This is a genomic window from Streptomyces sp. NPDC001709 (genome assembly GCF_053596375.1).
Genome location: NZ_JBSFGB010000022.1, coordinates 41464 through 64338, shown reverse-complemented (window position 1 = coordinate 64338; position 22875 = coordinate 41464). Strand labels below are relative to the sequence as shown.

Sequence of the window (22875 nt, the reverse complement as noted above, 5' to 3'; positions counted from 1 at the left end):
TACACACTCTGAGTGACCGACTCGGGCCCACCCCCCGAAAAACTTCATGAAGGGAACCGGACATGGGTCCCCATCCTGCGGTCGCGGCGATACGCCTGGCGGTCCGCCGCGTCCTCCACGACATCCTCAACGACCACCAGACCTCCGGCAGCCCCGGCAGGCAGACCTCCGGCAGCCCCGGCGGACAGACCACCGTCGGCCGCGGCTGGCAGGCCTCCGGCGGATACCGGGGCCGGACAGCCGAGCGGCTCCCCTCCCCGCTCGTGCTCGTCGCGTGCTCCGGCGGCGCCGACTCCATGGCCCTCGCCTCCGCCCTCGCCTTCGAAGCGCCCAAGCTCGGCATCCGCGCCGGGGGCGTCACCGTCGACCACGGCCTCCAGCCCGGCTCCGACCTCCGGGCCGACGAGGTCGTCCTGCGCCTACGCGAACTCGGCCTGGACCCGGTCGAGTCCATCGCCGTGACCGTCGGCCGCGACGGCGGCCCCGAAGCCGCCGCCCGCGACGCCCGCTACGCCGCCCTCGACGCCCTCGCCGAACACCACGGCGCCACCGCGGTCCTCCTCGGCCACACCCGCGACGACCAGGCCGAAACCGTCCTGCTCGGCCTCGCCCGCGGCTCCGGCATCCGCTCCCTGTCCGGCATGGCCGCGGTCTCGGGGGCCGACGGCCGTTACCGGCGCCCCTTCCTGGGGCTCGACCGGCAGACCGCCCGCAGGGCCTGCATGGCCCAGTCCCTCCCCGTCTGGGACGATCCGCACAACGCCGACCCCGCCTACACCCGCTCCCGGCTCCGCCACGAAGGCCTGCCCGCCCTGGAGAAGGCCCTCGGCAAAGGGGTCGTGGAGGCACTCGCCCGCACCGCCCAGCTCTCCCGCGACGACGCCGACGCCCTCGACGCCTGGGCCAGCCAGGCCGAGTCCTCCGTACGCGACGCCACGGGCCTGCTGGAGTGCGCCAAGCTGTACGCCCTCCCGCCCGCCGTACGCCGTCGCATCCTGCGCCGCGCCGCCATCGAGGCCGGTGCCCCGGCCGGCTCGCTGTTCGCCCGCCACATCGAGGAAGTCGACCGCCTGATCACCGGCTGGCGCGGTCAGGGAGCCATCAATCTCCCCGGCAAAGTCGTCGCCCAGCGGCAGGGTGGCAGACTGGTGATTCGGCAAGGCTGAATCCCGGCCCCGCGGAGCGACCCTCCGGCGGCCGGTCCGGGCAGCCGGTGGCCGTTACCTACGGCCGTAAGTGCGGGACGACCGAAAGTGATGCGGGTGGACGCGAAAGACATGGGTGCCGACCTCCAGCAGGTACTCATCACCAAGGAAGAGATCGACGCGAAGCTGGCCGAGCTGGCCGCGAAGATCGACGCGGAGTACGCGGGCAAGGACTTGCTCATCGTCGGCGTCCTCAAGGGCGCCGTGATGGTCATGGCGGACCTCGCCCGGGCGCTGTCCACCCCTCTCACCATGGACTGGATGGCCGTGTCCTCCTACGGCGCGGGCACCCAGTCCTCCGGTGTCGTGCGCATCCTCAAGGACCTCGACACCGACATCAAGGGCAAGCACGTCCTGATCGTCGAGGACATCATCGACTCCGGCCTGACCCTGTCCTGGCTGATCAACAACCTCGGCTCGCGCGAGCCCGCCTCCCTGAAGGTGTGCACGCTGCTGCGCAAGCCGGACGCCGCCAAGGTCGCCATCGACGTCGAGTGGGTCGGCTTCGACATCCCGAACGAGTTCGTCGTCGGCTACGGCCTCGACTACGCCGAGAAGTACCGCAACCTGCCTTTCGTGGGTACGCTCGCGCCCCACGTCTACGGTGGCTGAGCCGGTCCGGGACGTGGGCTGAGCCACTCGGCTCAAGCTTGTAGGACGATCGGGAACCCCGGCGGGTTCCGCGCCGTTGAAGCATGCAGAGACGGGTTTCCCAGCCCTCGAAGCAACTTCGTGCGGCTTCGGACCACCGCGCTGGGGTACCGTCGGAAGAACTGTCTTATCAAACTCACTATGGCAGGAGGGACGGGGCGGCACCGCTCCGTATGGATGGACGTGAAGCGATACTTCCGTGGGCCGGTCATGTGGATCGTGCTGGCCGTCCTTGCCGTGGTCGTGTTGATGCAGGTCGTCGGCTCGTCCGGCGGCTACAAGACGGTGGACACCGGCCAGGTCGTGGCGGCGATCAACGCCAACAAGGTCGAGTCGGCCAAGCTCACCACCGGTGACGAGCAGAGCATCAAGGTCACGCTCAAGGACGGCTACAAGGTCGAGGGCAGCTCGAAGATCCAGGCGAGCTACATCGGTGACCAGGGCTCCCAGCTCGCCGGCAACCTTCAGACCAAGTACCAGGACAAGCAGATCCCGGACGGCTACACGGTCTCGCCGTCCAAGCAGAACCCCTTCGTCGGCGTCCTGCTCTCCCTGCTGCCCTTCGTCCTGATCGTGGTCGTCTTCCTGTTCCTGATGAACCAGATGCAGGGCGGCGGCTCCCGGGTGATGAACTTCGGGAAGTCCAAGGCCAAGCTCATCACCAAGGACACCCCGAAGACGACCTTCTCCGACGTCGCCGGCTGCGACGAGGCCGTCGAGGAGCTCCACGAGATCAAGGAGTTCCTGCAGGAGCCGGCCAAGTTCCAGGCCGTCGGCGCCAAGATCCCCAAGGGCGTGCTGCTCTACGGCCGCCCGGGTACCGGCAAGACCCTGCTCGCGCGCGCCGTCGCCGGTGAGGCGGGCGTCCCCTTCTACTCGATCTCCGGTTCCGACTTCGTCGAGATGTTCGTCGGTGTCGGTGCCTCCCGCGTCCGCGACCTGTTCGAGCAGGCCAAGGCGAACGCCCCGGCGATCGTCTTCGTCGACGAGATCGACGCGGTCGGCCGCCACCGCGGCGCCGGCCTCGGCGGCGGTCACGACGAGCGCGAGCAGACCCTGAACCAGCTGCTCGTCGAGATGGACGGCTTCGACGTCAAGGGTGGCGTGATCCTCATCGCCGCCACGAACCGCCCCGACATCCTCGACCCGGCGCTGCTCCGCCCCGGCCGCTTCGACCGTCAGATCGCGGTCGACCCGCCGGACCTGCAGGGCCGCCTGGAGATCCTCAAGGTCCACCAGAAGGGCAAGCCGGTCGCACCGGACGTCGACCTGTCCGCCGTCGCCCGCCGCACCCCGGGCATGACCGGCGCCGACCTCGCCAACGTGCTGAACGAGGCCGCGCTGCTCACCGCTCGAGGCGACCAGAAGCTGATCGACAACAAGGCGCTGGACGAGGCGATCGACCGCGTGGTCGCGGGCCCGCAGAAGCGGACCCGGATCATGTCGGACAAGGAGAAGAAGATCACCGCGTACCACGAGGGCGGTCACGCCCTGGTCGCGGCGGCCTCGCCGAACTCCGACCCGGTCCACAAGATCACGATCCTGTCCCGCGGCCGCGCCCTCGGCTACACGATGGTGCTGCCCGACGAGGACAAGTACTCGACCACGCGCAACGAGATGCTCGACCAGCTGGCCTACATGCTGGGCGGCCGCGCGGCGGAGGAACTGGTCTTCCACGACCCGACCACCGGTGCCGCGAACGACATCGAGAAGGCCACCAACCTGGCCCGCGCGATGGTCACCCAGTACGGCATGACCGAGCGGCTCGGCGCCATCAAGTTCGGCGGCGACAACAGCGAGCCCTTCCTCGGCCGTGAGATGGCTCACCAGCGCGACTACTCGGAAGAGGTCGCCGCGCTGGTCGACGAAGAGGTCAAGAAGCTCATCGAGACGGCGCACAACGAGGCCTGGGAGATCCTGGTCGAGAACCGCGACGTGCTCGACCAGCTCGTCCTCCACCTGCTGGAGAAGGAGACCCTGGGCAAGGAGGAGATCGCCGAGATCTTCGCCCCGATCCACAAGCGCCCGCCGCGGCCCGCGTGGACCGGCTCCTCCCGCCGCACGCCCTCCACCCGCCCGCCGGTGCTCTCCCCGAAGGAGCTGGCACTGACCAACGGTGCCAACGGCGCGACGGCCGCGATCAGCACGGTCAAGTCCACGGCCACGGAGTCGGCCCCGGTGACGGACCAGACCCCGGAGGACCGCCCGGAGAGCTGAGCGCTTTTCGGCCAAACCGGCCCGGAATGAACGCCGCGCCCCCCAGGTTTTAGCCTGGGGGGCGCGGCGTTCTTATGTCCGCAAGATGAACGTGTGGCCGCCGCCACGCGTGAAACAGGAGCGAGGAACCAGAATGACCGACCCCGTGACGCTGGACGGTGAGTGCACCATCGGCGAGTTCGACGAGAAGCGCGCCGAGAACGCCGTACGGGAACTGCTGATCGCGGTCGGCGAGGACCCGGACCGGGAGGGCCTGAGGGAGACGCCGGCGCGGGTGGCCCGGGCGTACAAGGAGATCTTCGCGGGGCTCTGGCAGCGGCCCGAGGACGTGCTGACGACGACGTTCGACCTGGGACACGACGAAATGGTCCTGGTGAAGGACATCGAGGTGTACAGCACCTGTGAGCACCATCTGGTGCCGTTCCGGGGAGTCGCGCACGTCGGATACATCCCGTCGACGTCCGGGAAGATCACCGGTCTGTCCAAGCTGGCCCGGCTGGTGGACGTCTACGCCCGCCGGCCGCAGGTCCAGGAACGGCTCACCACGCAGATCGCGGACTCCCTGATGGAGATCCTGGAGCCGCGGGGCGTCATCGTGGTCATCGAGTGCGAGCACATGTGCATGTCCATGCGTGGCATCCGCAAGCCGGGCGCGAAGACCATAACGTCAGCCGTGCGTGGTCAGCTGCGGGACGCGGCGACGCGCAACGAGGCCATGAGCCTGATCATGGCGCACTGAACCGGTGCCTCGGGAAACCGGCGGTCATGCCGCCGGTTCCGCTCCCGGGTGGTTCTGGTCCTCGTCGTCCGGGAGCTTGCAGACGCGCTCCAGGAACAGGGCCGCCGCTATCACTGCGATGCCGGCCAGGACCGAGAGGCCGGCGTAGAGGGCCTGGTCGCGGCGGGTGGGGATGTCGAGGAGTTCCAGCAGGAAGACGCCCGTGCCGCCGTACATGCCGGCGACGAGGGCGGCGACCAGGGCGCTGGACTGGCCGAAGACGACCGCGCGGGCGGCCATCAGGGGGTCGACGCCCTTCGCGCCTGGGCGGCGCTCGCGCTGGGCCTTGAGACGGGCGCGCAGCGAGAGCGCCGTCGAGAGCAGGACCACCGCGATCAGGGCGAGGACGATGGGGGCGGCCAGGGGGACGCTGGGAAGGGTCCCGATCGAGTTCCAGAGGCGGGCACCCGCCCAGGACAGGATGCCGGCCACGACGAACACGCCCGCCAGCACCCTGATGCGCAGCTCTCTCACGGTGTCCCTTCAGCTCCCCCGGACCGGTCCGGACTGCGGTCGTGTCGACCTTGTCGTCTTGACCTTAACGACTACTCGGGCAGTCGGAGTTCCAGGTCCGCGCGGGGCTCGACGCCCGTGCGGGTGACGGCCGACAGCAGCTCGGCCACCGGGCCGCGGCCGGGCAGCTGGGCCTGCGGGTCGACGTCGTGCCAGGGCGCGAGCACGAAGGCGCGCTCGTGGGCGCGTGGGTGGGGCAGGGTGAGCCGTGGGTCGTCGGAGGTGAGGTCGGCGTAGGCGACGATGTCGACGTCCAGGGTGCGCGGGCCCCAGTGCTCGTCGCGGACGCGTTTGAACGCCTCCTCGATGGCGTGCGCGCGCTCCAGCAGGGAGTCCGGAGGCAGGGTGGTCTTGAGGACCACGACCGCGTTGAAGTACGACGGCTGGCTGCCGGGCTCCACGCCCCAGGGCTCGGTCTCGTATACCGGGGAGACGGCCTTCACACGGACACCGGGGGTGTCCTCGAGCGCGTCGACGGCGCCCTGGAGGGTCTCCAGGCGGTTGCCGAGGTTGGAGCCGATGGAGATGACGGCCCACTTCGGGTTCTGCAAGGTCGTGTCGGCCGCGTCGACCTTCTCGACGACCGAGGCGGGCACCGGCTGGACGGTCGGGTCGCTGTGACCCTGGAGGAAAGGTCGGGTCATACTCGGCTCCGGGTGATGGTGACGGTCACGTCGTCGAAGGGGACGGTGATCGGTGCGTCCGGCTTGTGGAGGCAGACCTCGACCTCCTGTACCCCTTCGTGCTTCAGACAGGTCTGGGCGATCCGCTCGGCGAGGGTCTCGATGAGGTTCACCGGCTCGCCTTCGACGACGGCCACGACCTCCTCGGCAACGATGCCGTAGTGCACGGTCTTCGCCAGGTCGTCGTCGGCCGCGGCCGGCCGGGTGTCCAGCCCCAGGACGAGGTCGACGATGAAGGTCTGGCCCTCCTCGCGCTCCTTGGGGAACACACCGTGGTGCCCGCGGGCCTTGAGGCCGCGCAGCGCGACACGATCCACGCGAATCACTCCTGCAATCGTCGGGAAGGACCGGTGCGTGCCGCGTGCGGGCGGCACACCGGCCTCAGACGAATCTACCTGCGGGCACTGACAAAGCCGGGTTGCGGGACGCGGGCCCGGGCCGGGATCACGAGGGTTCATCTCGTGTTTCCCCGGGGAAACACGGCCGTGTCATGGGTTGGTAGCGGCTCCTACCCCGGGGTAGGTGATTCGAACCACTTCTTGCTCCCCGCGGAGCGTCCACCCGCTCAGGCGAGGGGGCCGGCGTCCGGATTCACGCCGTTGACGCCGGTGTCCCCGGCATCGCCCTCGTCGTCCTCGCTCTCCGCCAGCACCGGGGAGGCATGGTGCGACCAGAGCTTCCAGCCCGAGGGCGTGCGCCGGAACACGTTCGTGGCGACGACGAGCTGGCCGACCAGCGGTCCCAGTTCCGCGCCCTCCTGGGGGGCGGGGCCACCGCTGAGGATGTTCTCCGTGCAGGTCACGAGCGCGGTGTCACCGGTGACGGAGACATGCACGTCGGTGAGGAAGAACTGGATGTAGTCGGTGTTGGCCATGATCAGGGCGTACGACCTGAGGACCTCGCCGCGGCCGGTGAGCACGGGCCAGCCGGGGTGTACGCAGGAGATCACGCCGGTGTCCGCGGGGTCGTGGTACTCCTCGTCGACGCCCAGGTCGGCGGGGGTGAGCCAGAGCGCGGACAGTTCCTCGAAGTCGCCGCGTTCCATCGCCTCGTAGAAGGCGGTGTTGGCGGCCTCCACCTGCTCGACGTCGGTATGCGGGGCGCTCACCGGGTTCCTTCCGCCCCGTGTTCGCTGCGCGCGCCGGGTGCTGAGCCCGCCATACGCGCCTCCGCCACGGCCCGCGCGACCCGTACGGCATCCGCCGTGGCGCGCACCTCGTGCACGCGCACCGCCCATGCGCCGGAGTGCGCCGCGAGCGCGGAGACGGCGGCCGTGGCGGCGTCACGCTCCCGGGCCGGCGGGGGTGCGCCCTCGGGGCCGGCCAGGACGCGGCCGAGGAACCGCTTGCGGGAGGCGGCCACGAGCAGGGGGTGACCGAGGGTGCGCAGGCGGTCGAGGTGGGCGAGCAGGGTGAGGTCGTGCCCGGCCTCCTTGGAGAAGCCGAGGCCGGGGTCGACGACGATGCGCTCGGGGGCGATGCCGCCCGCCAGTACGGCCTCCACGCGTGCGTGGAGTTCGTCCACGACTTCGGTGACGACGTCCTCGTAGTCGCCCTTGACGTTGCCGCCCTGGAGGAAGCCGCGCCAGTGCATGACGACGAACGGGGCGCCCGCGTCGGCGACCACGGGGATCATCGAGGGGTCGGCGAGCCCGCCGCTGACGTCGTTGACGAGGGCGGCGCCCGCCGCGAGGGACTGTTCGGCGACGGAGGCGCGCATGGTGTCGACGGAGACGACGACGCCTTCGGAGGCGAGACCGCGGACGACCGGGATGACGCGCCGGAGTTCCTCCGCCTCGTCCACCCGGGTGGCGCCGGGGCGGGTGGACTCGCCGCCGACGTCGACGAGGTCGGCGCCCTCGGCGACGAGGTCCAGGCCGTGTTTGACGGCGGCGGTCGTGTCGAACCAGCGGCCGCCGTCGGAGAAGGAGTCGGGTGTCACGTTGACGACACCCATGACCGCACACCGGTCCCATACCGGAAGGCCGGCGACCTGGCCGCGCCCGCTGAGGTTGTTCATACGTTCAGCGTAGGCCCAGGAAGGGGCCCGGAACGCGCGGCGGCCCGGACCGGCGCCCCGTGCTGGAGGGGGTGGGGCGCCCGCCCGGGCCCGTTCTTCGGTCGCGCTGCTCGCTCCCGCGGCGCTCGGCGCGCTACGACGCTCAGGCCGCGCGGACGTCGCGTTCCGCCACGGCGTGCGCGCAGGGGCGTTCGGCGGCCGCCCTGCGCCGGCGCAGGAAGCGCGGGAGCGGGAGGGCGAGGTCGACGAAGCCCTCGGCCTGCATGGTGGCGAAGCCGATACGGGGCAGGTCGGTCGTGGCGCGGTAGACGATGAACCGCGGTTCCCAGCGCGGCTGGAACTTGGCGTTGAACTTGTACAGCGACTCGATCTGGAACCAGCGCGAGAGGAACACCAGCAGTCCGCGCCAGAAGCGCAGCACCGGACCGGCGCCGATCTTCTCCCCGCGCGCGAGGGCGGAGCGGAACATCGCGAAGTTCAGCGAGATCCGGGTGATGCCGAACTTCGGCGCGGCCTGCAGGGCGGCGACGATGAGCAATTCGTTCATGCCGGGGTCCGCGCTGCGGTCACGGCGCATCAGTTCCAGCGAGGCGCCGTCCTTGCCCCAGGGTACGAAGTGCAGGATCGCCTTCAGGTCGCCGTACTCGCCGGGCTGGTCCTCGGCCTTGTGGGCGGTGGCGATCAGGCAGTCGCCGTCCTCGGCGTCGCCGATGCGGCCCAGCGCCATGGAGAACCCGCGCTCGGTGTCGGTGCCGCGCCAGTCCTCCGCCGCCCGGCGTATGCGCTCCAGCTCGGCGTCGCCGAGGTCACGGATGCGCCGTACCCGGGTTTCGTAGCCGGCTCGCTCGATGCGCTTGACCATTTGTCGCACGTTGCGCATCGCGCGACCGGCGAGGGAGAAATCCGCGACGTCCACCACCGCCTCGTCACCCAGTTCCAGGGCGTCCAGGCCGGTTTCGCGGGTCCACACCTCGCCACCGGTCTCCGAGCAGCCCACGACCGCGGGTGTCCAGGAGTGGGCCTTGGCCTCGTCCATGAAGCGCTCGATGGCGCCGGGCCAGGCCTCGACGTCGCCGATGGGGTCGCCGCTGGCGAGCATCACGCCGGAGACGACGCGGTAGGTGACGGCGGCCTTGCCGCTGGGGGAGAAGACGACCGCCTTGTCGCGGCGCAGCGCGAAGTGACCGAGGGAGTCGCGCGCGCCGTGCTTGGCCAGCAGGTCACGCAGCCGGGACTCGTCCTCCTCGGTGAGGTGCGCGGCCGGGTGCTCGGGGCGGAAGGCCAGGTAGATGGTGGTGACGGCGGTGATCCAGCCGAGGGCGCCGAGGGAGAAGGCGACGGTCCAGGACGTGTTGCCCTGGTAGTCGACGGGGCCCTCGAAGCCGAACAGGCCGTAGACGACGTGCGTCAGCCGGTCGGCCAGGCTCGGGTCGCCGATCGTCCGGTGCGGGTGGACGCTGACGATGACGAGTCCGAGCATCAGGGAACCGGCGCTCATCAGAACGAAGTTGGCGAGCGCGCGCCACCTGCTGCGCGGGTCGGGCAGCGCCGCGAACTGGTCGCGGTGGATGAGCAGCGGGACGAGCAGCACGACCGCGATGAGCACGCCGACGACCGAGTGCCGGTAGGCGAACTGCGCCGCCGCGCCGGCCGGCAGCAGCGCGACCGCCGCCCGCCAGGCCCGGCGCTTACGCCGTTTGAGCCCGTGCGCGAGCAGCAGCAACAGCACGCCGGCGCTCAGCGACAGCGCCGCGGCGAAGGGCCCGAACGAGCCCGGCAGCACCTCGGCTATGGCGTGCATTCGGCTGTGACGGAAGCGCGGGAACACGCCCGCGGCAATGTCCAGGACGCCCACGAGGGCGGCCGCCCTGCCGACCAGAACGGGAACGGCCTCGGGGCGCGGGCCGCGCAATATGCGCCGCGCCCGGCTTGATCGGCCCGGAACCTCGCCCGACATTTCCCCATCTATCCTGACAGACATCGCATCCCGTAGTTCTGCGAGAGACCTTGAACCCGGGCCCGATCGGGCATCCGGCGACATTGCGCCCTCTAGGACGGTGTCTTGGGGAGAGAGGTTCACTCCCCACCGGAAAGTCGGGTCAAAGGCCAAGGAAAGCCCCGGGCAAGCCCTCGCAACGAAGCGTGGGCGGGTGCCGGGCGGAAAGCGCAGGCAGGAAGCAGCCCATGGGTCTCACGAGCAATAAAGTGCTGGTTCTGATGATCGCCATCGCCGCCGTACTGTTCGTCGGCACGGTGTGGCTGTGGCCACGGCTGGCGCGGCGCAACTGGCGGGCCGTCAGCGGACGGGTCGGCCTGCTGCTCGGCACTCAGCTGGCGATCTTCACCTCCGTGGGCCTCTTCGCCAACCAGGCTTTCGGGTTCTACGCCAGCTGGGCGGACCTGTTCGGCCAGGAGAACGGCCAAGGGGTGGTCGTCGACCATATAGCGGGCGGCGGCAACAGCCCCATCCAGGTGGTCTCCACATCCCGGGTCGTCGGTGTGAGCAGCACGCTGCCGCAGGTGGCCGGGCAAGTCCAGAAGGTCGACATCATCGGCCGTACGACCCACATCGCCACGCCGGCGTTCGTGTATCTGCCCCCGGAGTACTTCCAGCCGCACAACAGCGGGCGCAAGTTCCCGGTGTCCGTCGTCCTCACGGGTTACCCCGGTACGGCTCAGGCGCTGGTGGACAAGCTGCACTACCCCAGTACGGCGCAGAAGCTGGCCAAGCAGGGGAAGATGCAGCCGATGATCCTCGTGATGCTGCGGCCGACCGTCGCGCCGCCGCGGGACACCGAGTGCGTCGACGTTCCCGGTGGCCCGCAGGCCGAGACCTTCTTCGCGAAGGACCTGCGCGACTCGGTGATGGCTCATTACCGGGTCGACAAGACGCCCGCCAGCTGGGGCATCGTCGGCGATTCGACCGGCGGTTACTGCGCTTTGAAGATCGCCATGCACCACCCGGGTTCGTACGCGGCCGCCGCGGGCCTGTCGCCGTACTACAAGGCGCCGATCGACCCCACCACCGGGGACCTCTTCCACGGCAACAAGAACCTGCAGAATCGTGCCGACCTCTTCTGGACGATCAAGCGTCTGACCGCGCCCGAAACGTCTCTGCTGGTCACCAGCAGCAAGGTCGGTGAGCACAACTACAAGGACACGCTCAAGTTCATCAAGAGTGTGCAGGACACGAACGTGACCAGGGTTTCGTCGATCATCCTTCCGAGCGGCGGGCACAACTTCAACACCTGGCGGCGGGAGATCCCGAGCACGCTCCAGTGGCTCAGCACGAAGCTGGTCGCCCACTGAACCTCCCGGGCCTGATACCCGGTGACGCTGGTGATGTGGCCGGGTTTTTACGGGGCGGGGGTCCACGATTCGCCTACGCGCGGTAAGTTTCTGGCCATGCCACGTGGACGCCACCGCCATTCCCCACCTCTGCACCGGCTGTTGCCTCCGTCAGCGATCGCCGGTGTCTCCGTCGTCTGTGCGCTGGGTCCCTGGGTGTTCTCCGAGGCCATGGTGCTGCGCGCCCTCGCCTCGGCCGCCGCGGCGACCGCGGTCGTCGGCGCGGTCGTGATGCGCCGCTGGGACGCGCAGGCGGGCAAGCGGGTCGCCGAACTCACACGCGCGCGTGTCGGCGACGAATGGCGGTACGAGGAACGGGTCGCTGAACTGGAGACCGACCTGGAGGAGTCGCGCGAGCTGCGCACGAAGCTGGAGCAGCGGCTGCGCGCCAAGCGTGCGGAGCTGGCCGGCCTGCGCAACGAGCACGCGTCCCTGCTGCGCCGGTACGCCACGGCGGAGACCGAGCGCGCGAGCGCCCTGGAGGGCCGCCGGCTGCTGGAGCTCGAGGCGGGCACGCCCTCGTCCTCGCCCGCGCTGCCGCCGGCCCGCAGTGCCGAGCCGGAGCCGACCGAGGCGAAGTCAGCCGATGAGGCCTCCGGGGCGGCCGAGGTCTCCGGTGAGACCGCAGCGGACTCCGAAGACGAACCGAAGGCGTACGCCGTGTTCTCGTCCGAGGGCGTACGGCTGTACCGGCAGGCGCTGACGGCCCTGGCCCGGTTCGACGGCGAGGCACCGGACGACTCCGTGACGGCCGAGGCCGAGGCATCCACGCCTGAGGTTTCCGAGGCTGATTCCGAGGGTGATTCGGAGGCTGAGGTTTCCGAGACCGTTGTTTCCGAGACTGTGGGCTTCGAGGCCGCGGCGTCCGGGGACACGGCTGCGAAGCCGGCGGCTCCCGAGGCCGACACGGGTGCTGTCGTCGCGAGCAAGGACGATGTCCGCAGGGCCGATGCGGGCGAGGCCGATTCCGTCGCCGAAGGCGCTGCGGACGGCGCGGTGGAAGGCGGCGTCACGGACGGCGCCGGTGCTTCCCGGAGCGAGGCCGGTGCGCCGGACGCCCAGGAGGACGAGGCCCAGGGGCAGCTCGTGGCGGCCGGCGGGCATGCGCGCGCGGCCGCCGACCCCACGGCACCGGCCGAGCCCGCCAAGCCCGTGGCCCAGCCGCCCGCCGGGCACTTCACGGTGCCGACCGCGGTGGCCGTCGTACCGGCCGCGCCCGCGCGGCGCCCGGTGATCGAGGGCGGTTTCGACTTCTTCGGCACCCAGAAGGACGCGCCGAAGGACGCGCTGGACTCGGTGCAGAACGAGGATCTCGCCGACGTCGTCGGCCCGGAGGCCCTTGCCGTGCACAAGGCCGAGGCGGAAGCCGAGTTCAAGCACGCCGGGGCGCACGAGCAGGGCGCCGGCCAGATCATCGACCTGACCGCGCACGACGAGACCGAGCAGATCGACATCCAGGGGCTGCGCAGCGCGGCTTCCTGAGACCTCACCAGGCACCGGGCCCGGCTTCCCGCAGAGGGGGAGCCGGGCCTGTTGCCGTCCAGAGGTCATCCGGAGGTCATCCAGCGGTCGGGGCGGGCGTCCCGGCGTCCCGTACGGGACCTCTCGGCCTGGGCGTGCAGGAGCCGCGCGGCCTCCTGGGCGTCCCGCAGACGGGCCGTCACGGTCTTGTCGGCCCCGGTGTCCACATGGACCTCGGCCAGCCGCCACAGGCGCTGCCAAGGCCCTTGGCCCAGCCGTACGCTCTGCACCTTGGCGTGCGGGACCAGCGAGAGCCTGCGCCGCAGCAGACCGTGCCGGGTCGCGAACACCGTGCCGGTGACCGCGAGGCGATGCCCGCGCCACCACACCGGCAGACACCAGCGGGACCGCCGCGGCGGCCGCGACAGCTCCTGAGGCACCGTCACACCGGGCAGCACGCGCGCGACAACCGACTCCGCGACCGGGCGCGGGGCGACCGGTACCAGCACCGAGTTGGCGGACCCGGCCACGTCCAGTTCCACCCGCACCCAGCCGAGCCGCCGCCACAGCAGCGGCTCCACGATCCGCACGGTCTGCACCCGGCCGGGCGGTACCGTCTCGTGCGTGCGGTCGAGCAGCCCGTGGTCGATGCGCAGCCCGTCCGGTGACTCGCTCACCTTCCAGTCGAACTCGCCGGCGAACCGACCCGCGGTGCTCGCACCGGCCGCGCCCAGCAGGGGCAGGGCGGTCGCGAGAACCGTCCACAGGTTGTGGGTGGCGAGCCAGAGCACCGTCGGTACGACGAAGGCGGCGCACAGCGAGCCCCAGGCGGCGCCCGTCAGTACCAGGGAGAGCGCCAGCGCGCGTGGGGGCACGCGCAGCAGCTCGTACGCCGGTGCTTCACCGACTTCGCGCGCCGTCTCGGGCGCGAAACCCGCCGCGCGCGCGAGCAGCTCCGCGCGCAGGGCGCGCGCCTCCTGCTCGCCGAGGAAGGCCAGTTCGTCCTTGTCGTCGGCGCCCACGATGTCGATCCGTAGTTTGGCGACGCCCGCCACGCGTGCGAGGAGCGGACGGGAGACGTCGACGGCCTGGACGCGCTCCAGCCGGATGTGCGCGGTGCGCCGGAAGAACAGGCCGGTACGGATGCGCAGTTCGGTGTCGGTGACCGCGTAGTGCGTGAACCACCAGGACAGGAAGCCGTAGAGCCCGGCCACCGGCACCAGCACGGCGAGCCCCAGCAGCAGCGCGGTGGTGGTCAGCCGGGCCAGCTGCTCCTGGGTCCCGTCCGGGTCGTGCACCGCCCATCCGGCGAGTACGGCGACCGGCGCCCACGCCCGCCGGAAGGGCGTGACGGGGTGCAGCCGACGCTCGGCCGCGCCCGCGCCTCCCTCGGCTGTGCCGGCCGCATCCATGCCGGCCGGGGCGTCTGTGGCTTCTATGGCTTTTGCGGCATCTGCAGCGTCTATGGCGTCGCCGTGGTCCCGGGACATCACAGCCCCGCCGACCGCGCCTCGCCCAGCTCGGTGAGCCGGTCGCGCAGCCGCTCCGCCTCGGCCGGGTCCAGGCCGGGGATGGTGGCGTCGGTCGCGGCGGCCGCCGTGTGCAGCTGCACGGTGGCCAGCCCGAAGCGCCGCTCGATGGGCCCTGAGGTGACCTCCACCAGCTGCATCCGCCCGTACGGCACCACCGTCTCCTCGCGCCACAGCACACCGCGGCTGATCAGCAGGTCGTCCGCGCGCTCGGCGTACCGCCACGAGCGCCAGTTGCGCCCCACCAGCCGCCAGCACCACGCGGCCGAGGCCACCGGCACCAGCGCGAGGGCGGCCCACACGGGCGCCACGAGCAGGCCCAGCAGCAGCCCGGTGGCGAGCGCGAGCAGCGCCGTCCACACCACCACGAACAGCCGGCGTACCCGCACCAGGGCGGGCTGCAGCCCCCGCCACACGAGCTCCGCCCCCGGTATCCCGGTCTCCCCCGGGCTCCCCGTTTCCATGGGCCCAGGGTACGTAGGGGAAACTGGGGCCATGACTCCTACGACGGAGACCACGGTCGGGATCGGCGGCGCCGCGGAAAGCACCGACATGGTGCTCAACATCGGGCCCCAGCACCCGTCCACGCACGGCGTGCTGCGGCTCAGGCTCGTGCTGGACGGGGAGCGCATCGTGCGCGCGGAGCCGGTGATCGGCTATATGCACCGCGGCGCCGAGAAGCTCTTCGAGGCGCGCGACTACCGGCAGATCATCGTGCTCGCCAACCGACACGACTGGCTCTCGGCGTTCTCGAACGAGCTGGGCGTGGTCCTCGCCGTCGAGCGGATGCTCGGCATGGAGGTGCCCGAGCGGGCGGTATGGATGCGCACGCTGCTCGCCGAGCTGAACCGGGTGCTGAACCACCTGATGTTCCTCGGCTCCTACCCGCTGGAGCTGGGCGGCATCACCCCCGTGTTCTACGCGTTCCGCGAGCGCGAGGTGCTCCAGAACGTCATGGAGGAGATCTCCGGCGGCCGCATGCACTACATGTTCAACCGGGTCGGCGGCCTGAAGGAGGACCTGCCGGCCGGCTGGACCGCACGCGCGCGTGCCGCCGTCACCGACGTGCGCTCGCGCATGGACGTCTTCGACGACCTGGTGCTCGGCAACGAGATCTTCCGGGGGCGCACGCGCGGAGTGGGCGCGCTGACGCCGCAAACCGTGCACGCCTACGGTGTGAGCGGGCCCATCGCGCGCGCCTCGGGCGTCGACTTCGACCTGCGCCGCGACGAGCCGTATCTGGCGTACGGCGACCTGCAGGACACCCTGGAGGTCGTCACCCGGAGCGAGGGCGACTGCCTCGCCCGCTTCGAGGTGCTCCTGGCGCAGACCCACAACGCGCTCGATCTCGCCGACGCCTGCCTGGACCGGCTCGCCGAGCTGCCGCCCGGGCCGATCAACCAGCGGCTGCCGAAGGTGCTGAAGGCGCCCGAGGGGCACACGTATGCGTGGACCGAGAACCCGCTCGGCATCAACGGCTACTACCTGGTCAGCAAGGGCGAGAAGACGCCGTACCGGCTGAAGCTGCGCTCGGCCTCGTACAACAACATCCAGGCGCTGACCGAGCTGCTGCCGGGGACGCTGGTGGCGGACATGGTGGCGATCCTGGGCTCGATGTTCTTCGTGGTCGGCGACATCGACAAGTAGGCCGGCCGCACCGAATCGGCCGGTCGGCTCAGGTGGGAATCGGCCGGCCGGCTCAGACGAGCGGGTCCGGGATCCCCACCGGCTGCACCAGCCAGCCGAAGTCGCCGAGGCCGCCCGGCGCGGTGAGTTCGGCGGCCTCTCCCGCGCTCGCGAGGGCGCGCACGTAGGCGGAGGGGTCCGTGGAGGCCAGCGCGAGCGGGGGGCGTGCGCCGGTGATATCGAGAGCGCGCAGGGCGGCGCGCTGCGTGAGAAGGCGCGCGGGCGACAGGGTGCGCGCCGGGGCGGGAGGCGTCTGCGCCGTGCTCGAAGGCGTGCGCCTTGGACCGTGCGCCGCCTCCGAGGGGGTGCGCGCCGTGGTCTGAGGCGTGTGGGACGTGGTTTGAGGCGTGTGGGCCGTGCCCGGCGATGCGGCGGGCACCTCGCCAGAGGGGGCGCGCGCCGCGTTTCGAGCCGTGCGTGCCGTCTCGGCGGGCGCGTGCGCCGTGTCCAGGGGCTTGTGCGCCGCGTCCGAAGGCGTGCCCGAGGCTGTGTACGCCATGGGAGCCGCCGCGCACGCGTCCAGCGCGACGTGCGCGGTGATGTCACACGACCCGTCCGGCACGGGCGCCGTCTCGCGTCCTTCCCGGAAGCCGGCGAGCGTTCCGAACGGGGGACGCGTGTCGAGGGTGTGCGCGTAGTCCACGGCCACCGCGAGCCCCCGCACCACCCGGTCCACGACCGACGCCCACGCCAGGTCCCGGGGCAGCCCGATCTCCGCGCGCAGCCCTTCCTCGGCCGGCAGCGGCCACCACCGTGCGAGCCAGTCCGCCTCCGCGCCGGTCACCGGCTCCCCGAGCCGCTCGCTGCCGTCGTCGGCGACGAGCACCAGCCGGGGCACGCCCACGGGGTCGACCTCGGCGACGTCCACGGGCACGTTGTCCAGCCACTCGTTGGCGAACAGCAGGCCCGTGACGGCGGCCGGGGGCGTGTCCAGCCAGGTGATCCGTTCGTCGAGTCCGGCCGGACGGTCGGCGAGTTCGACGGCGTACCCACGCGCGCGTGCGGCCACGTCGGCCGGCAGGGCGGCCAGGACCCCGGTGACCAGCTCGCCGCGCCCCGCCCCCATGTCGACGAAGTCCAGTGCCGCGGGCCGCCCCAGCGCCTCGTCGACCCGGCACAGCAGCCGGGCCACGGCCTGTGCGAACAGCGGGGAGGCGTGCACGGACGTACGGAAGTGGCCGGCCGGGCCCTCCGGGCGGCGGTAGAAGCCGCCAGGGCCGTACAGAGCCGCCTCGGTCGCCGCCCGCCAGCCGCGCCGTTCCGCTTCCGGTGCCGTCTCATCCGTCACCGGAACAGACTAGGCGCACAGATGATCACCGCCTCCACCTTGCGGAGTATGCGCGCCGGGCGCGGATCGGCCCTCCGGTTGACCCCTACATGCATCGGGTTTCCCTACGCTGGGTTACGTGCAGCGCCTTTATGACTTCCTCCGCCGCCACCCGACCTGGGTCGACACCTTCTGGGCCGTCGTCCTGTTCGGGCTGTCCGGTCTGAGCGTGGTCAGCCTCGACGGGGCGCCTGGTCGTCACGGGACGCTCGCCGCGGGACTGGCCGTGTCCGCCGTCCTGTGTGTCGTCGTCGCGCTGCGCCGCCGCTACCCGGAGCCGATGCTGCTGCTGGCTTTCGCGACCGGGCTCGCCCAGCTGATCCTGGACGTCGAGACGACCTTCGCCGACGTCGCCATGCTGGTGATCACCTATACGGTTGCCACGATGGGCGCGCGCTGGGCCTCGCGCATCGCGCTCGCCGTCAGCTTCTGCGCGGCGGCCCTCGCGCAGATCCGCTGGCCGGACGCGCACTCCAGTTTCGCCGGGCAGATCTTGATCGTGGTCTTCCAGACGGTGCCGTTCGTGCTCGCCTGGGTGCTCGGTGACTCCATGCGCACCCGGCGCGCCTACTTCGCCCAGCTGGAGGAGCGCGCGGCTCGGCTGGAGAAGGAGCGGGAGGCGCAGTCGAAGGTCGCGGTGGCGGCCGAGCGCGCCCGTATCGCGCGCGAGCTGCACGATGTCGTCGCGCACAACGTGTCGGTGATGGTGGTGCAGGCCGACGGCGCCGCCTATGTCCTCGACACCGCTCCCGACCAGGCCAAGAAGGCCCTGGAGACGATCTCCTCCACCGGTCGTCAGGCCCTCGCCGAGATGCGCCGCCTGCTGGGCGTGCTGCGCACCGGGGAGCACCAGGAGGGCGGGGAGTACGTCCCCCAGCCCGATGTCGAGCAGATCGACGAGCTCATCGAGCAGTGCCGCAGCTCCGGCCTCCCGGTCGACTTCAAGGTCGAGGGCACCCCGCGCCCGCTGCCCAGCGGCGTGGAGCTGACCGCGTACCGGATCGTGCAGGAGGCGCTCACCAACACCCGCAAGCACGGCGGGCCCAACGCGGGCGCGAGCGTCCGGCTGGTCTACTTCGACGACGGGCTCGGCCTGCTGGTCGAGGACGACGGCAAGGGCGCCCCGCACGAGCTGTACGAGGAGGGCGGCGCGGACGGCCAGGGGCATGGCCTGATCGGCATGCGCGAGCGGGTCGGCATGGTCGGCGGCACCCTGGACGCCGGACCGCGTCCGGGCGGAGGATTCCGCATCAGCGTCCTGCTCCCGCTCAAACCGGCGCACTGACGTGCTCGCACGCCCCCTGTTGACACCAGTACACCCCCGCACCGAATCACCACCGCCCGTCCCGATCGAAAGAGGCCCGATGACGATCCGCGTGATGCTCGTCGACGACCAGGTGCTGCTGCGCACCGGTTTCCGGATGGTGCTCGCCGCCCAGCCGGACATGGAGGTCGTCGCGGAGGCGGGTGACGGCGTCGAGGCCCTGCAGGTGCTGCGGTCCACGGCCGTCGACGTCGTCCTGATGGACGTCCGCATGCCGAAGCTGGACGGCGTGGAGACCACCAGCCGGATCTGCGCCGAGCCCAACCCGCCCAAGGTGCTGATCCTGACCACCTTCGACCTCGACGAGTACGCCTTCTCCGGCCTGAAGGCGGGCGCGTCCGGCTTCATGCTCAAGGACGTGCCGCCCGGTGATCTGCTCGGCGCGATCCGTGCCGTGCACAGCGGCGACGCCGTCGTGGCGCCCTCCACCACCCGGCGTCTGCTGGACCGCTTCGCGCCGATGCTGCCCTCCACCGGCAAGGAGGCGCAGCACAAGGAACTGGAGCGGCTCACCGACCGGGAGCGCGAGGTCATGGTGCTGGTCGCGCAGGGCCTGTCCAACGGCGAGATCGCGGCCCGCCTGGTGCTGAGCGAGGCGACGGTCAAGACCCATGTGGGCCGCATCCTGACCAAGCTCGGCCTCCGCGACCGGGTACAGGTCGTGGTACTGGCCTACGAGACGGGGCTGGTACGCGCGGGCGGGCACGGCTGAACCCGGCAGCACCGGCCGACGCCGACACGGGCTCCTCGTCCGGCGCCGGCGCAGGCCCTTCGCTTGGGCGCGGTTGAGGCCGGCCGTGGCCGTGGCTGGGGTATCGGTGCGGGCTCCTTTTGCGGCCGTGGCTGGGTCAAGGCTCGGCGGGCCCCGGTGCGGGGCTTTCGTTTGGGTGCGGTTGAGGCTGGCCGTGGCTTGGGGTGTCGGTGCGGGCTCCCTGTCCGGCCGTAGCTGGGCCAAGGTCCGGCGGTGGGCGTCGATGCAGGCCCCTGCCTGTCACAGCTGGGGCAAGCTCCGGCGCGGGCGTAGGTGCGGGCCCTTCGCTCGGGCGGGGCTGAGGCTTGCAGCGGTGGCCGGCGTCGGAGCGGGCCACAGGGGATTGCTGGGACCGTTCTGGCTGCGGGCGTCAGCGCAGGGCCCCCCACCCGGCCACAGCTGGGGCAGGCCCCGGCGGCGGGCGTCAGCGCAGGACCCCCGCGACCCCGGCGGACGCCCCCGGCAGCGAGGCGGGTCAGCGCAGGACGCCCTCGATGAAGTCGCTGCCCAGTCGGGCCACCGCCGTCAGGTCCAGCTGGTGCTGGACGTACCGGCCGCGGCGGCAGTCGGTGATCAGGCCCGCCTTCTTCAGCACCGCCAGGTGCCGGGATATCACGGGGGCCGACATGCCGTGCGCGTCGGCCAGTTCGCTCGTGGTGTGCGGGGCCCGCGCCAGGTGCCGGCACAGCCGCATCCGCACCGGGTGGGCCAGCGCCTCCATGCGGCGGGTGAGTTGCTCGACGGAGGGGGCCTGTGGGCGGGTGCCGCTCGCCGGGTAGGTGATCGACGGTTGCCAGCCGTACCGGTGCAGGACCAGGACGTGCGGCCAGCCGAGGCTGGTCGGCACCAGGACCAGGCCGCCGTCGCCCGTGGCGGTGCGGCCCACGGAGAGTTTGTCGACCGTGATGAGCCCGGCCTCCTCGTCCAGCGAGATGGCCTCGGAGAGGGACCCGAGGGCCTCACCGAGGCCCTTGTGGCGCAGCAGTTCGGTCTTGTGCCGGGCGTCGGCGGCGAGCTGCGGCTGGAGGCGGGCCCAGGTGTCGGCGAAGAAGGCGTCGTCGCAGTCGAGCATCAACTGCCGGAACCAGGCGCGGACGACCGGCGGGTCCTCCAGCAGCCGACGCGTGAACCGCTCCTGCACGGCACCGCGCGCGGCGGCCAGTTCCAGTGAGCGGCGGCGCAGCTCCGGGTCGGTCAGCGGGCCGGGACTCTCGACGTCGTAGCGCAGCTGGCAGGTGAACTCCAGTGCGGCGGTGACGAACTGTTCGTCCGTCAACTTGTCCAGCAGGTCCAGTTCCTCGGCGAGCGTGGCACCGGGGAGCGCGCGGCCGCCGGGGAGGCCCGCGAACGGGGCGAAGACGTCCGAGAACGTGGTCTGCCACAGGAATTCCGCCTCGCACAGCCGGTCGGCCAGGCAGGGGGCCAGCCGGGACGAGACGGCGGTCGCCCAGCCCTGGAGGCCGGGGTGGTGGCCGGGCGCGCTGAGGGCGTGCAGTGCCATCCCCAGTTCCGCCAGTGGAGAGGGCACGACGGAGACCCGCTCCAGTGGCAGTCCTGTGATGTCGATGCTCACGCTCATGCCCTCCATCGTGCACCCGGCCACTGACACCGCCCGCGCCGATTGACGGCAGCTGTCAATCCACGCGACATCCGCCCTGGCCGGCGGCAGCCTGAAGGTACCGGGCAACCGCGGAGCCCGAACGGTCACCGAGTGGTCGGTGACCAGTCCTTGTACCGAGAGTCCCGAGACCTTCCGAGACCTTCCGAGAAGGCGATCCGCCATGAGCATCACCCAGCAGTACCTCCTCGACAGCTACCGCGCCCGAGTGCTCGGCGAACCGGAGCCGCCCGCGCCCGGCCGGCACGACGCCGACCTGGTGCGCGAACTGCGCGACTACCGGCGCTTCAACGCGGTCATCGCCGAGCGCCCGGCGCGGGGGCGCGTACGGTACGCCCTGCGCCGGTGGCTGCGCCCGCACGCGATGTAGTGGCGCGCGGGCCGCCACGTAGCGCGCCACATATCGCGCGCTGCGTAGTGCGTGCCGCGTAGTGCGTGCCGCGTAGTGCGTGCCGCGTAGTGCGTGCCGCGTGGTGCGCCCGGCTATGCGCCGGGCAGCCGGCGCGCGAAGTCGGCGGCGGCCGCACGTACGTCGTCCGCCGTCCACTCCAGGCCCGGCGAGCGCACGGCGAGCTCGCTGAAGGACAGCCCCGGCCCGCCGCGACCCCACGGATTGGCGAAGAGGTACGTCCCCGTCTCCTCGGCCTGGCGCACCGCCGCCTCCATCAGGACATCCGGGTCGTACGGCAGCCAGACCTGGAAGTCGTGGGTGTGCGGCTCCTCGGGGTGCACGCGTGCCCACGGGACCCCGGCCGCGGCGAAACCCTCGCGCACCGCGGCGGCGACCACGCGCGCGTGCCGCACATAGTCCGGCAGCCGGGGCAGCTCGCGCTCCAGGCCGATGAGCGCCGACAGAGCGGTGGGGAACTGCTGGAAGACCATGCCGCCGTACCGGTGCCGCCATGTCTTCGCCTCCTCCACCAGCGTCCTCGGGCCGGCCAGCGCGGCGCCGCCGAAGCCGTCGAGGGACTTGTAGAACGACACGTAGACGCTGTCCGCCAGGCCCGCGATCTCCTCCAGGGGCCGGCCGAAGTGGACCGTGCACTCCCACAGGCGCGCGCCGTCGAAGTGCACCACCGCATCGCGCTCCCGCGCGGCGTCGACGACCTCGGTCAGCTCCTCCCAGGTGGGCAGCACGAAACCGGCGTCCCGGAGGGGCAGTTCGAGCATGAGCGCCCCGAAGGGCTCGTCGAAGTCGCGTATCTCGGCGGCGGTGGGCAGCCGTGGCTCACTGGTCACGCGCACCGGACGCAACCCGCTGACCTCGCTGAACGCATGCCGTTCGTGGACCTCCGGGTGGGCCAGGGCATGCAGGGCGACCGCGCTGTTGCCGGTGCGGCCCGCCCAGCAGCGCAGGGCCACCTGCTGGGCCATCGTGCCGGTCGGGAAGAACGCGGCGGCCTCCGTGCCGAGCAGGCCCGCGACCCGTTCCTCCAGGTCCGCCACGATCCCGTTGCCGTACTGGTCCACGGGCTGGTCCAGGTCGTACGCCTCGGGCGCCGCTTCCTGGAGTGCCGCCAGCCGCTCCCGGATCGTGCGCCGCAGGCCCGGGCGCGACAGCACGCGCTCCGCCTTCGCGAAGGCGGCCCGGCGCCGCTCCCGCATCCGCTCCTGCTCGGACTGCTCCGCCCGTCGCTCTTCGTCCGGTCCCGTCGTGTCAGTCATGCACGGATCATGCCGCGCGGGAGACCGGGTGAGCAGCCGGATTTCGGCGCGCGGAAGCGCCGCGACGCCCAACGGGCACAGGTGCCGGGCGCAGGTGCGG

General features: G+C 71.5%; 21 protein-coding genes. 10 read left to right on the top strand and 11 right to left on the bottom strand.

Features of this window, described 5'->3' with window-relative positions; all coding sequences use genetic code 11:
- Positions 1 to 62: 62 nt before the first annotated feature.
- From tilS to folE, 4 genes are all read left to right on the top strand, one after another.
- Positions 63 to 1166, top strand: a complete 1104-nt coding sequence (tilS, locus tag ACWC0C_RS29040; protein WP_450866907.1) for a tRNA lysidine(34) synthetase TilS — start codon at positions 63 to 65, stop codon at positions 1164 to 1166.
- A gap of 90 nt (positions 1167 to 1256) precedes the next feature.
- Positions 1257 to 1817, top strand: a complete 561-nt coding sequence (gene hpt, locus ACWC0C_RS29035) for a hypoxanthine phosphoribosyltransferase (RefSeq protein WP_069779482.1) — start codon at positions 1257 to 1259, stop codon at positions 1815 to 1817.
- 216 nt (positions 1818 to 2033) lie between these two features.
- Complete coding sequence (gene ftsH, locus ACWC0C_RS29030; protein ID WP_449198598.1) at positions 2034 to 4073, top strand: ATP-dependent zinc metalloprotease FtsH; 2040 nt, start codon at positions 2034 to 2036, stop codon at positions 4071 to 4073.
- A gap of 133 nt (positions 4074 to 4206) precedes the next feature.
- Positions 4207 to 4812, top strand: coding sequence for a GTP cyclohydrolase I FolE (folE, locus tag ACWC0C_RS29025; protein WP_449198599.1), 606 nt, complete (start codon positions 4207 to 4209; stop codon positions 4810 to 4812).
- A 24-nt stretch (positions 4813 to 4836) separates the two neighbouring features.
- Here folE and ACWC0C_RS29020 read toward each other — a convergent pair whose 3' ends face one another.
- The 6 genes from ACWC0C_RS29020 to ACWC0C_RS28995 form a co-directional block, all read right to left on the bottom strand.
- A complete protein-coding gene (locus ACWC0C_RS29020) occupies positions 4837 to 5325 on the bottom strand; it encodes a DUF3180 domain-containing protein (RefSeq protein ID WP_449198600.1) in 489 nt (162 codons plus the stop codon).
- A 71-nt stretch (positions 5326 to 5396) separates the two neighbouring features.
- Positions 5397 to 6008: a 2-amino-4-hydroxy-6-hydroxymethyldihydropteridine diphosphokinase gene (gene folK / locus ACWC0C_RS29015; RefSeq protein WP_450866904.1), complete on the bottom strand. Its 612-nt coding sequence runs from the start codon at positions 6006 to 6008 to the stop codon at positions 5397 to 5399.
- A complete protein-coding gene (folB, locus tag ACWC0C_RS29010) occupies positions 6005 to 6364 on the bottom strand; it encodes a dihydroneopterin aldolase (protein ID WP_031165050.1) in 360 nt (119 codons plus the stop codon). The genes folK and folB overlap by 4 nt, the downstream gene beginning before the upstream one ends.
- Before the next feature lie 248 nt (positions 6365 to 6612).
- Positions 6613 to 7155, bottom strand: a complete 543-nt coding sequence (locus ACWC0C_RS29005) for a nuclear transport factor 2 family protein (protein WP_450866902.1) — start codon at positions 7153 to 7155, stop codon at positions 6613 to 6615.
- Entirely contained in the window at positions 7152 to 8066 is a 915-nt protein-coding gene (gene folP / locus ACWC0C_RS29000; protein ID WP_450866901.1) for a dihydropteroate synthase, read from the bottom strand. Before folP ends, ACWC0C_RS29005 begins: the two co-directional genes overlap by 4 nt.
- 142 nt (positions 8067 to 8208) lie before the next feature.
- Positions 8209 to 10023, bottom strand: coding sequence for a phosphatidylglycerol lysyltransferase domain-containing protein (locus tag ACWC0C_RS28995; protein ID WP_450866899.1), 1815 nt, complete (start codon positions 10021 to 10023; stop codon positions 8209 to 8211).
- Positions 10024 to 10250: 227 nt separating this feature from the next.
- Between ACWC0C_RS28995 and ACWC0C_RS28990 the strand changes: the two genes are divergently transcribed.
- Both ACWC0C_RS28990 and ACWC0C_RS28985 read left to right on the top strand, forming a co-directional pair.
- On the top strand, positions 10251 to 11375 hold the full coding sequence (locus tag ACWC0C_RS28990) for an alpha/beta hydrolase (protein ID WP_449198605.1): 1125 nt from the start codon (positions 10251 to 10253) through the stop codon (positions 11373 to 11375).
- A 96-nt stretch (positions 11376 to 11471) separates the two neighbouring features.
- Positions 11472 to 12896: a hypothetical protein gene (locus tag ACWC0C_RS28985; RefSeq protein WP_450866897.1), complete on the top strand. Its 1425-nt coding sequence runs from the start codon at positions 11472 to 11474 to the stop codon at positions 12894 to 12896.
- A gap of 65 nt (positions 12897 to 12961) precedes the next feature.
- Here the strand turns inward: ACWC0C_RS28985 and ACWC0C_RS28980 are convergent, their stop codons facing one another.
- The gene (locus tag ACWC0C_RS28980; RefSeq protein WP_450866895.1) at positions 12962 to 14287 is read right to left on the bottom strand and encodes a PH domain-containing protein; all 1326 of its coding nucleotides are present in this window, start codon (positions 14285 to 14287) and stop codon (positions 12962 to 12964) included.
- A gap of 77 nt (positions 14288 to 14364) precedes the next feature.
- Positions 14365 to 14868, bottom strand: coding sequence for a PH domain-containing protein (locus ACWC0C_RS28975; protein ID WP_449198608.1), 504 nt, complete (start codon positions 14866 to 14868; stop codon positions 14365 to 14367).
- Between the two features lie 31 nt (positions 14869 to 14899).
- Here ACWC0C_RS28975 and ACWC0C_RS28970 point away from each other — a divergent pair, with 31 nt between their 5' ends.
- Positions 14900 to 16051: an NADH-quinone oxidoreductase subunit D gene (locus tag ACWC0C_RS28970; RefSeq protein ID WP_450866893.1), complete on the top strand. Its 1152-nt coding sequence runs from the start codon at positions 14900 to 14902 to the stop codon at positions 16049 to 16051.
- 52 nt (positions 16052 to 16103) lie between these two features.
- Here ACWC0C_RS28970 and ACWC0C_RS28965 read toward each other — a convergent pair whose 3' ends face one another.
- Positions 16104 to 17378 (bottom strand): SAM-dependent methyltransferase, encoded by a 1275-nt coding sequence (locus ACWC0C_RS28965; RefSeq protein WP_450866891.1) that lies wholly within the window; start codon positions 17376 to 17378, stop codon positions 16104 to 16106.
- Between the two features lie 118 nt (positions 17379 to 17496).
- Here ACWC0C_RS28965 and ACWC0C_RS28960 point away from each other — a divergent pair, with 118 nt between their 5' ends.
- Positions 17497 to 18702 (top strand): sensor histidine kinase, encoded by a 1206-nt coding sequence (locus ACWC0C_RS28960; RefSeq protein WP_449198612.1) that lies wholly within the window; start codon positions 17497 to 17499, stop codon positions 18700 to 18702.
- A gap of 79 nt (positions 18703 to 18781) precedes the next feature.
- Positions 18782 to 19453 carry a response regulator gene (locus tag ACWC0C_RS28955; RefSeq protein WP_449198613.1) on the top strand — a complete coding sequence of 224 codons (672 nt, stop codon included), beginning with the start codon at positions 18782 to 18784 and terminating at the stop codon, positions 19451 to 19453.
- Positions 19454 to 19967: 514 nt separating this feature from the next.
- Here the strand turns inward: ACWC0C_RS28955 and ACWC0C_RS28950 are convergent.
- Positions 19968 to 21071: a DUF5937 family protein gene (locus tag ACWC0C_RS28950; protein ID WP_450866890.1), complete on the bottom strand. Its 1104-nt coding sequence runs from the start codon at positions 21069 to 21071 to the stop codon at positions 19968 to 19970.
- A 202-nt stretch (positions 21072 to 21273) separates the two neighbouring features.
- Between ACWC0C_RS28950 and ACWC0C_RS28945 the strand changes: the two genes are divergently transcribed.
- Positions 21274 to 21480 (top strand): hypothetical protein, encoded by a 207-nt coding sequence (locus tag ACWC0C_RS28945; protein ID WP_449198615.1) that lies wholly within the window; start codon positions 21274 to 21276, stop codon positions 21478 to 21480.
- A 113-nt stretch (positions 21481 to 21593) separates the two neighbouring features.
- On the opposite strand, the gene ACWC0C_RS28940 is transcribed toward ACWC0C_RS28945, so the two are convergent.
- Positions 21594 to 22775 carry a threonine aldolase family protein gene (locus ACWC0C_RS28940; protein WP_450866889.1) on the bottom strand — a complete coding sequence of 394 codons (1182 nt, stop codon included), beginning with the start codon at positions 22773 to 22775 and terminating at the stop codon, positions 21594 to 21596.
- Positions 22776 to 22875 lie beyond the last annotated feature (100 nt).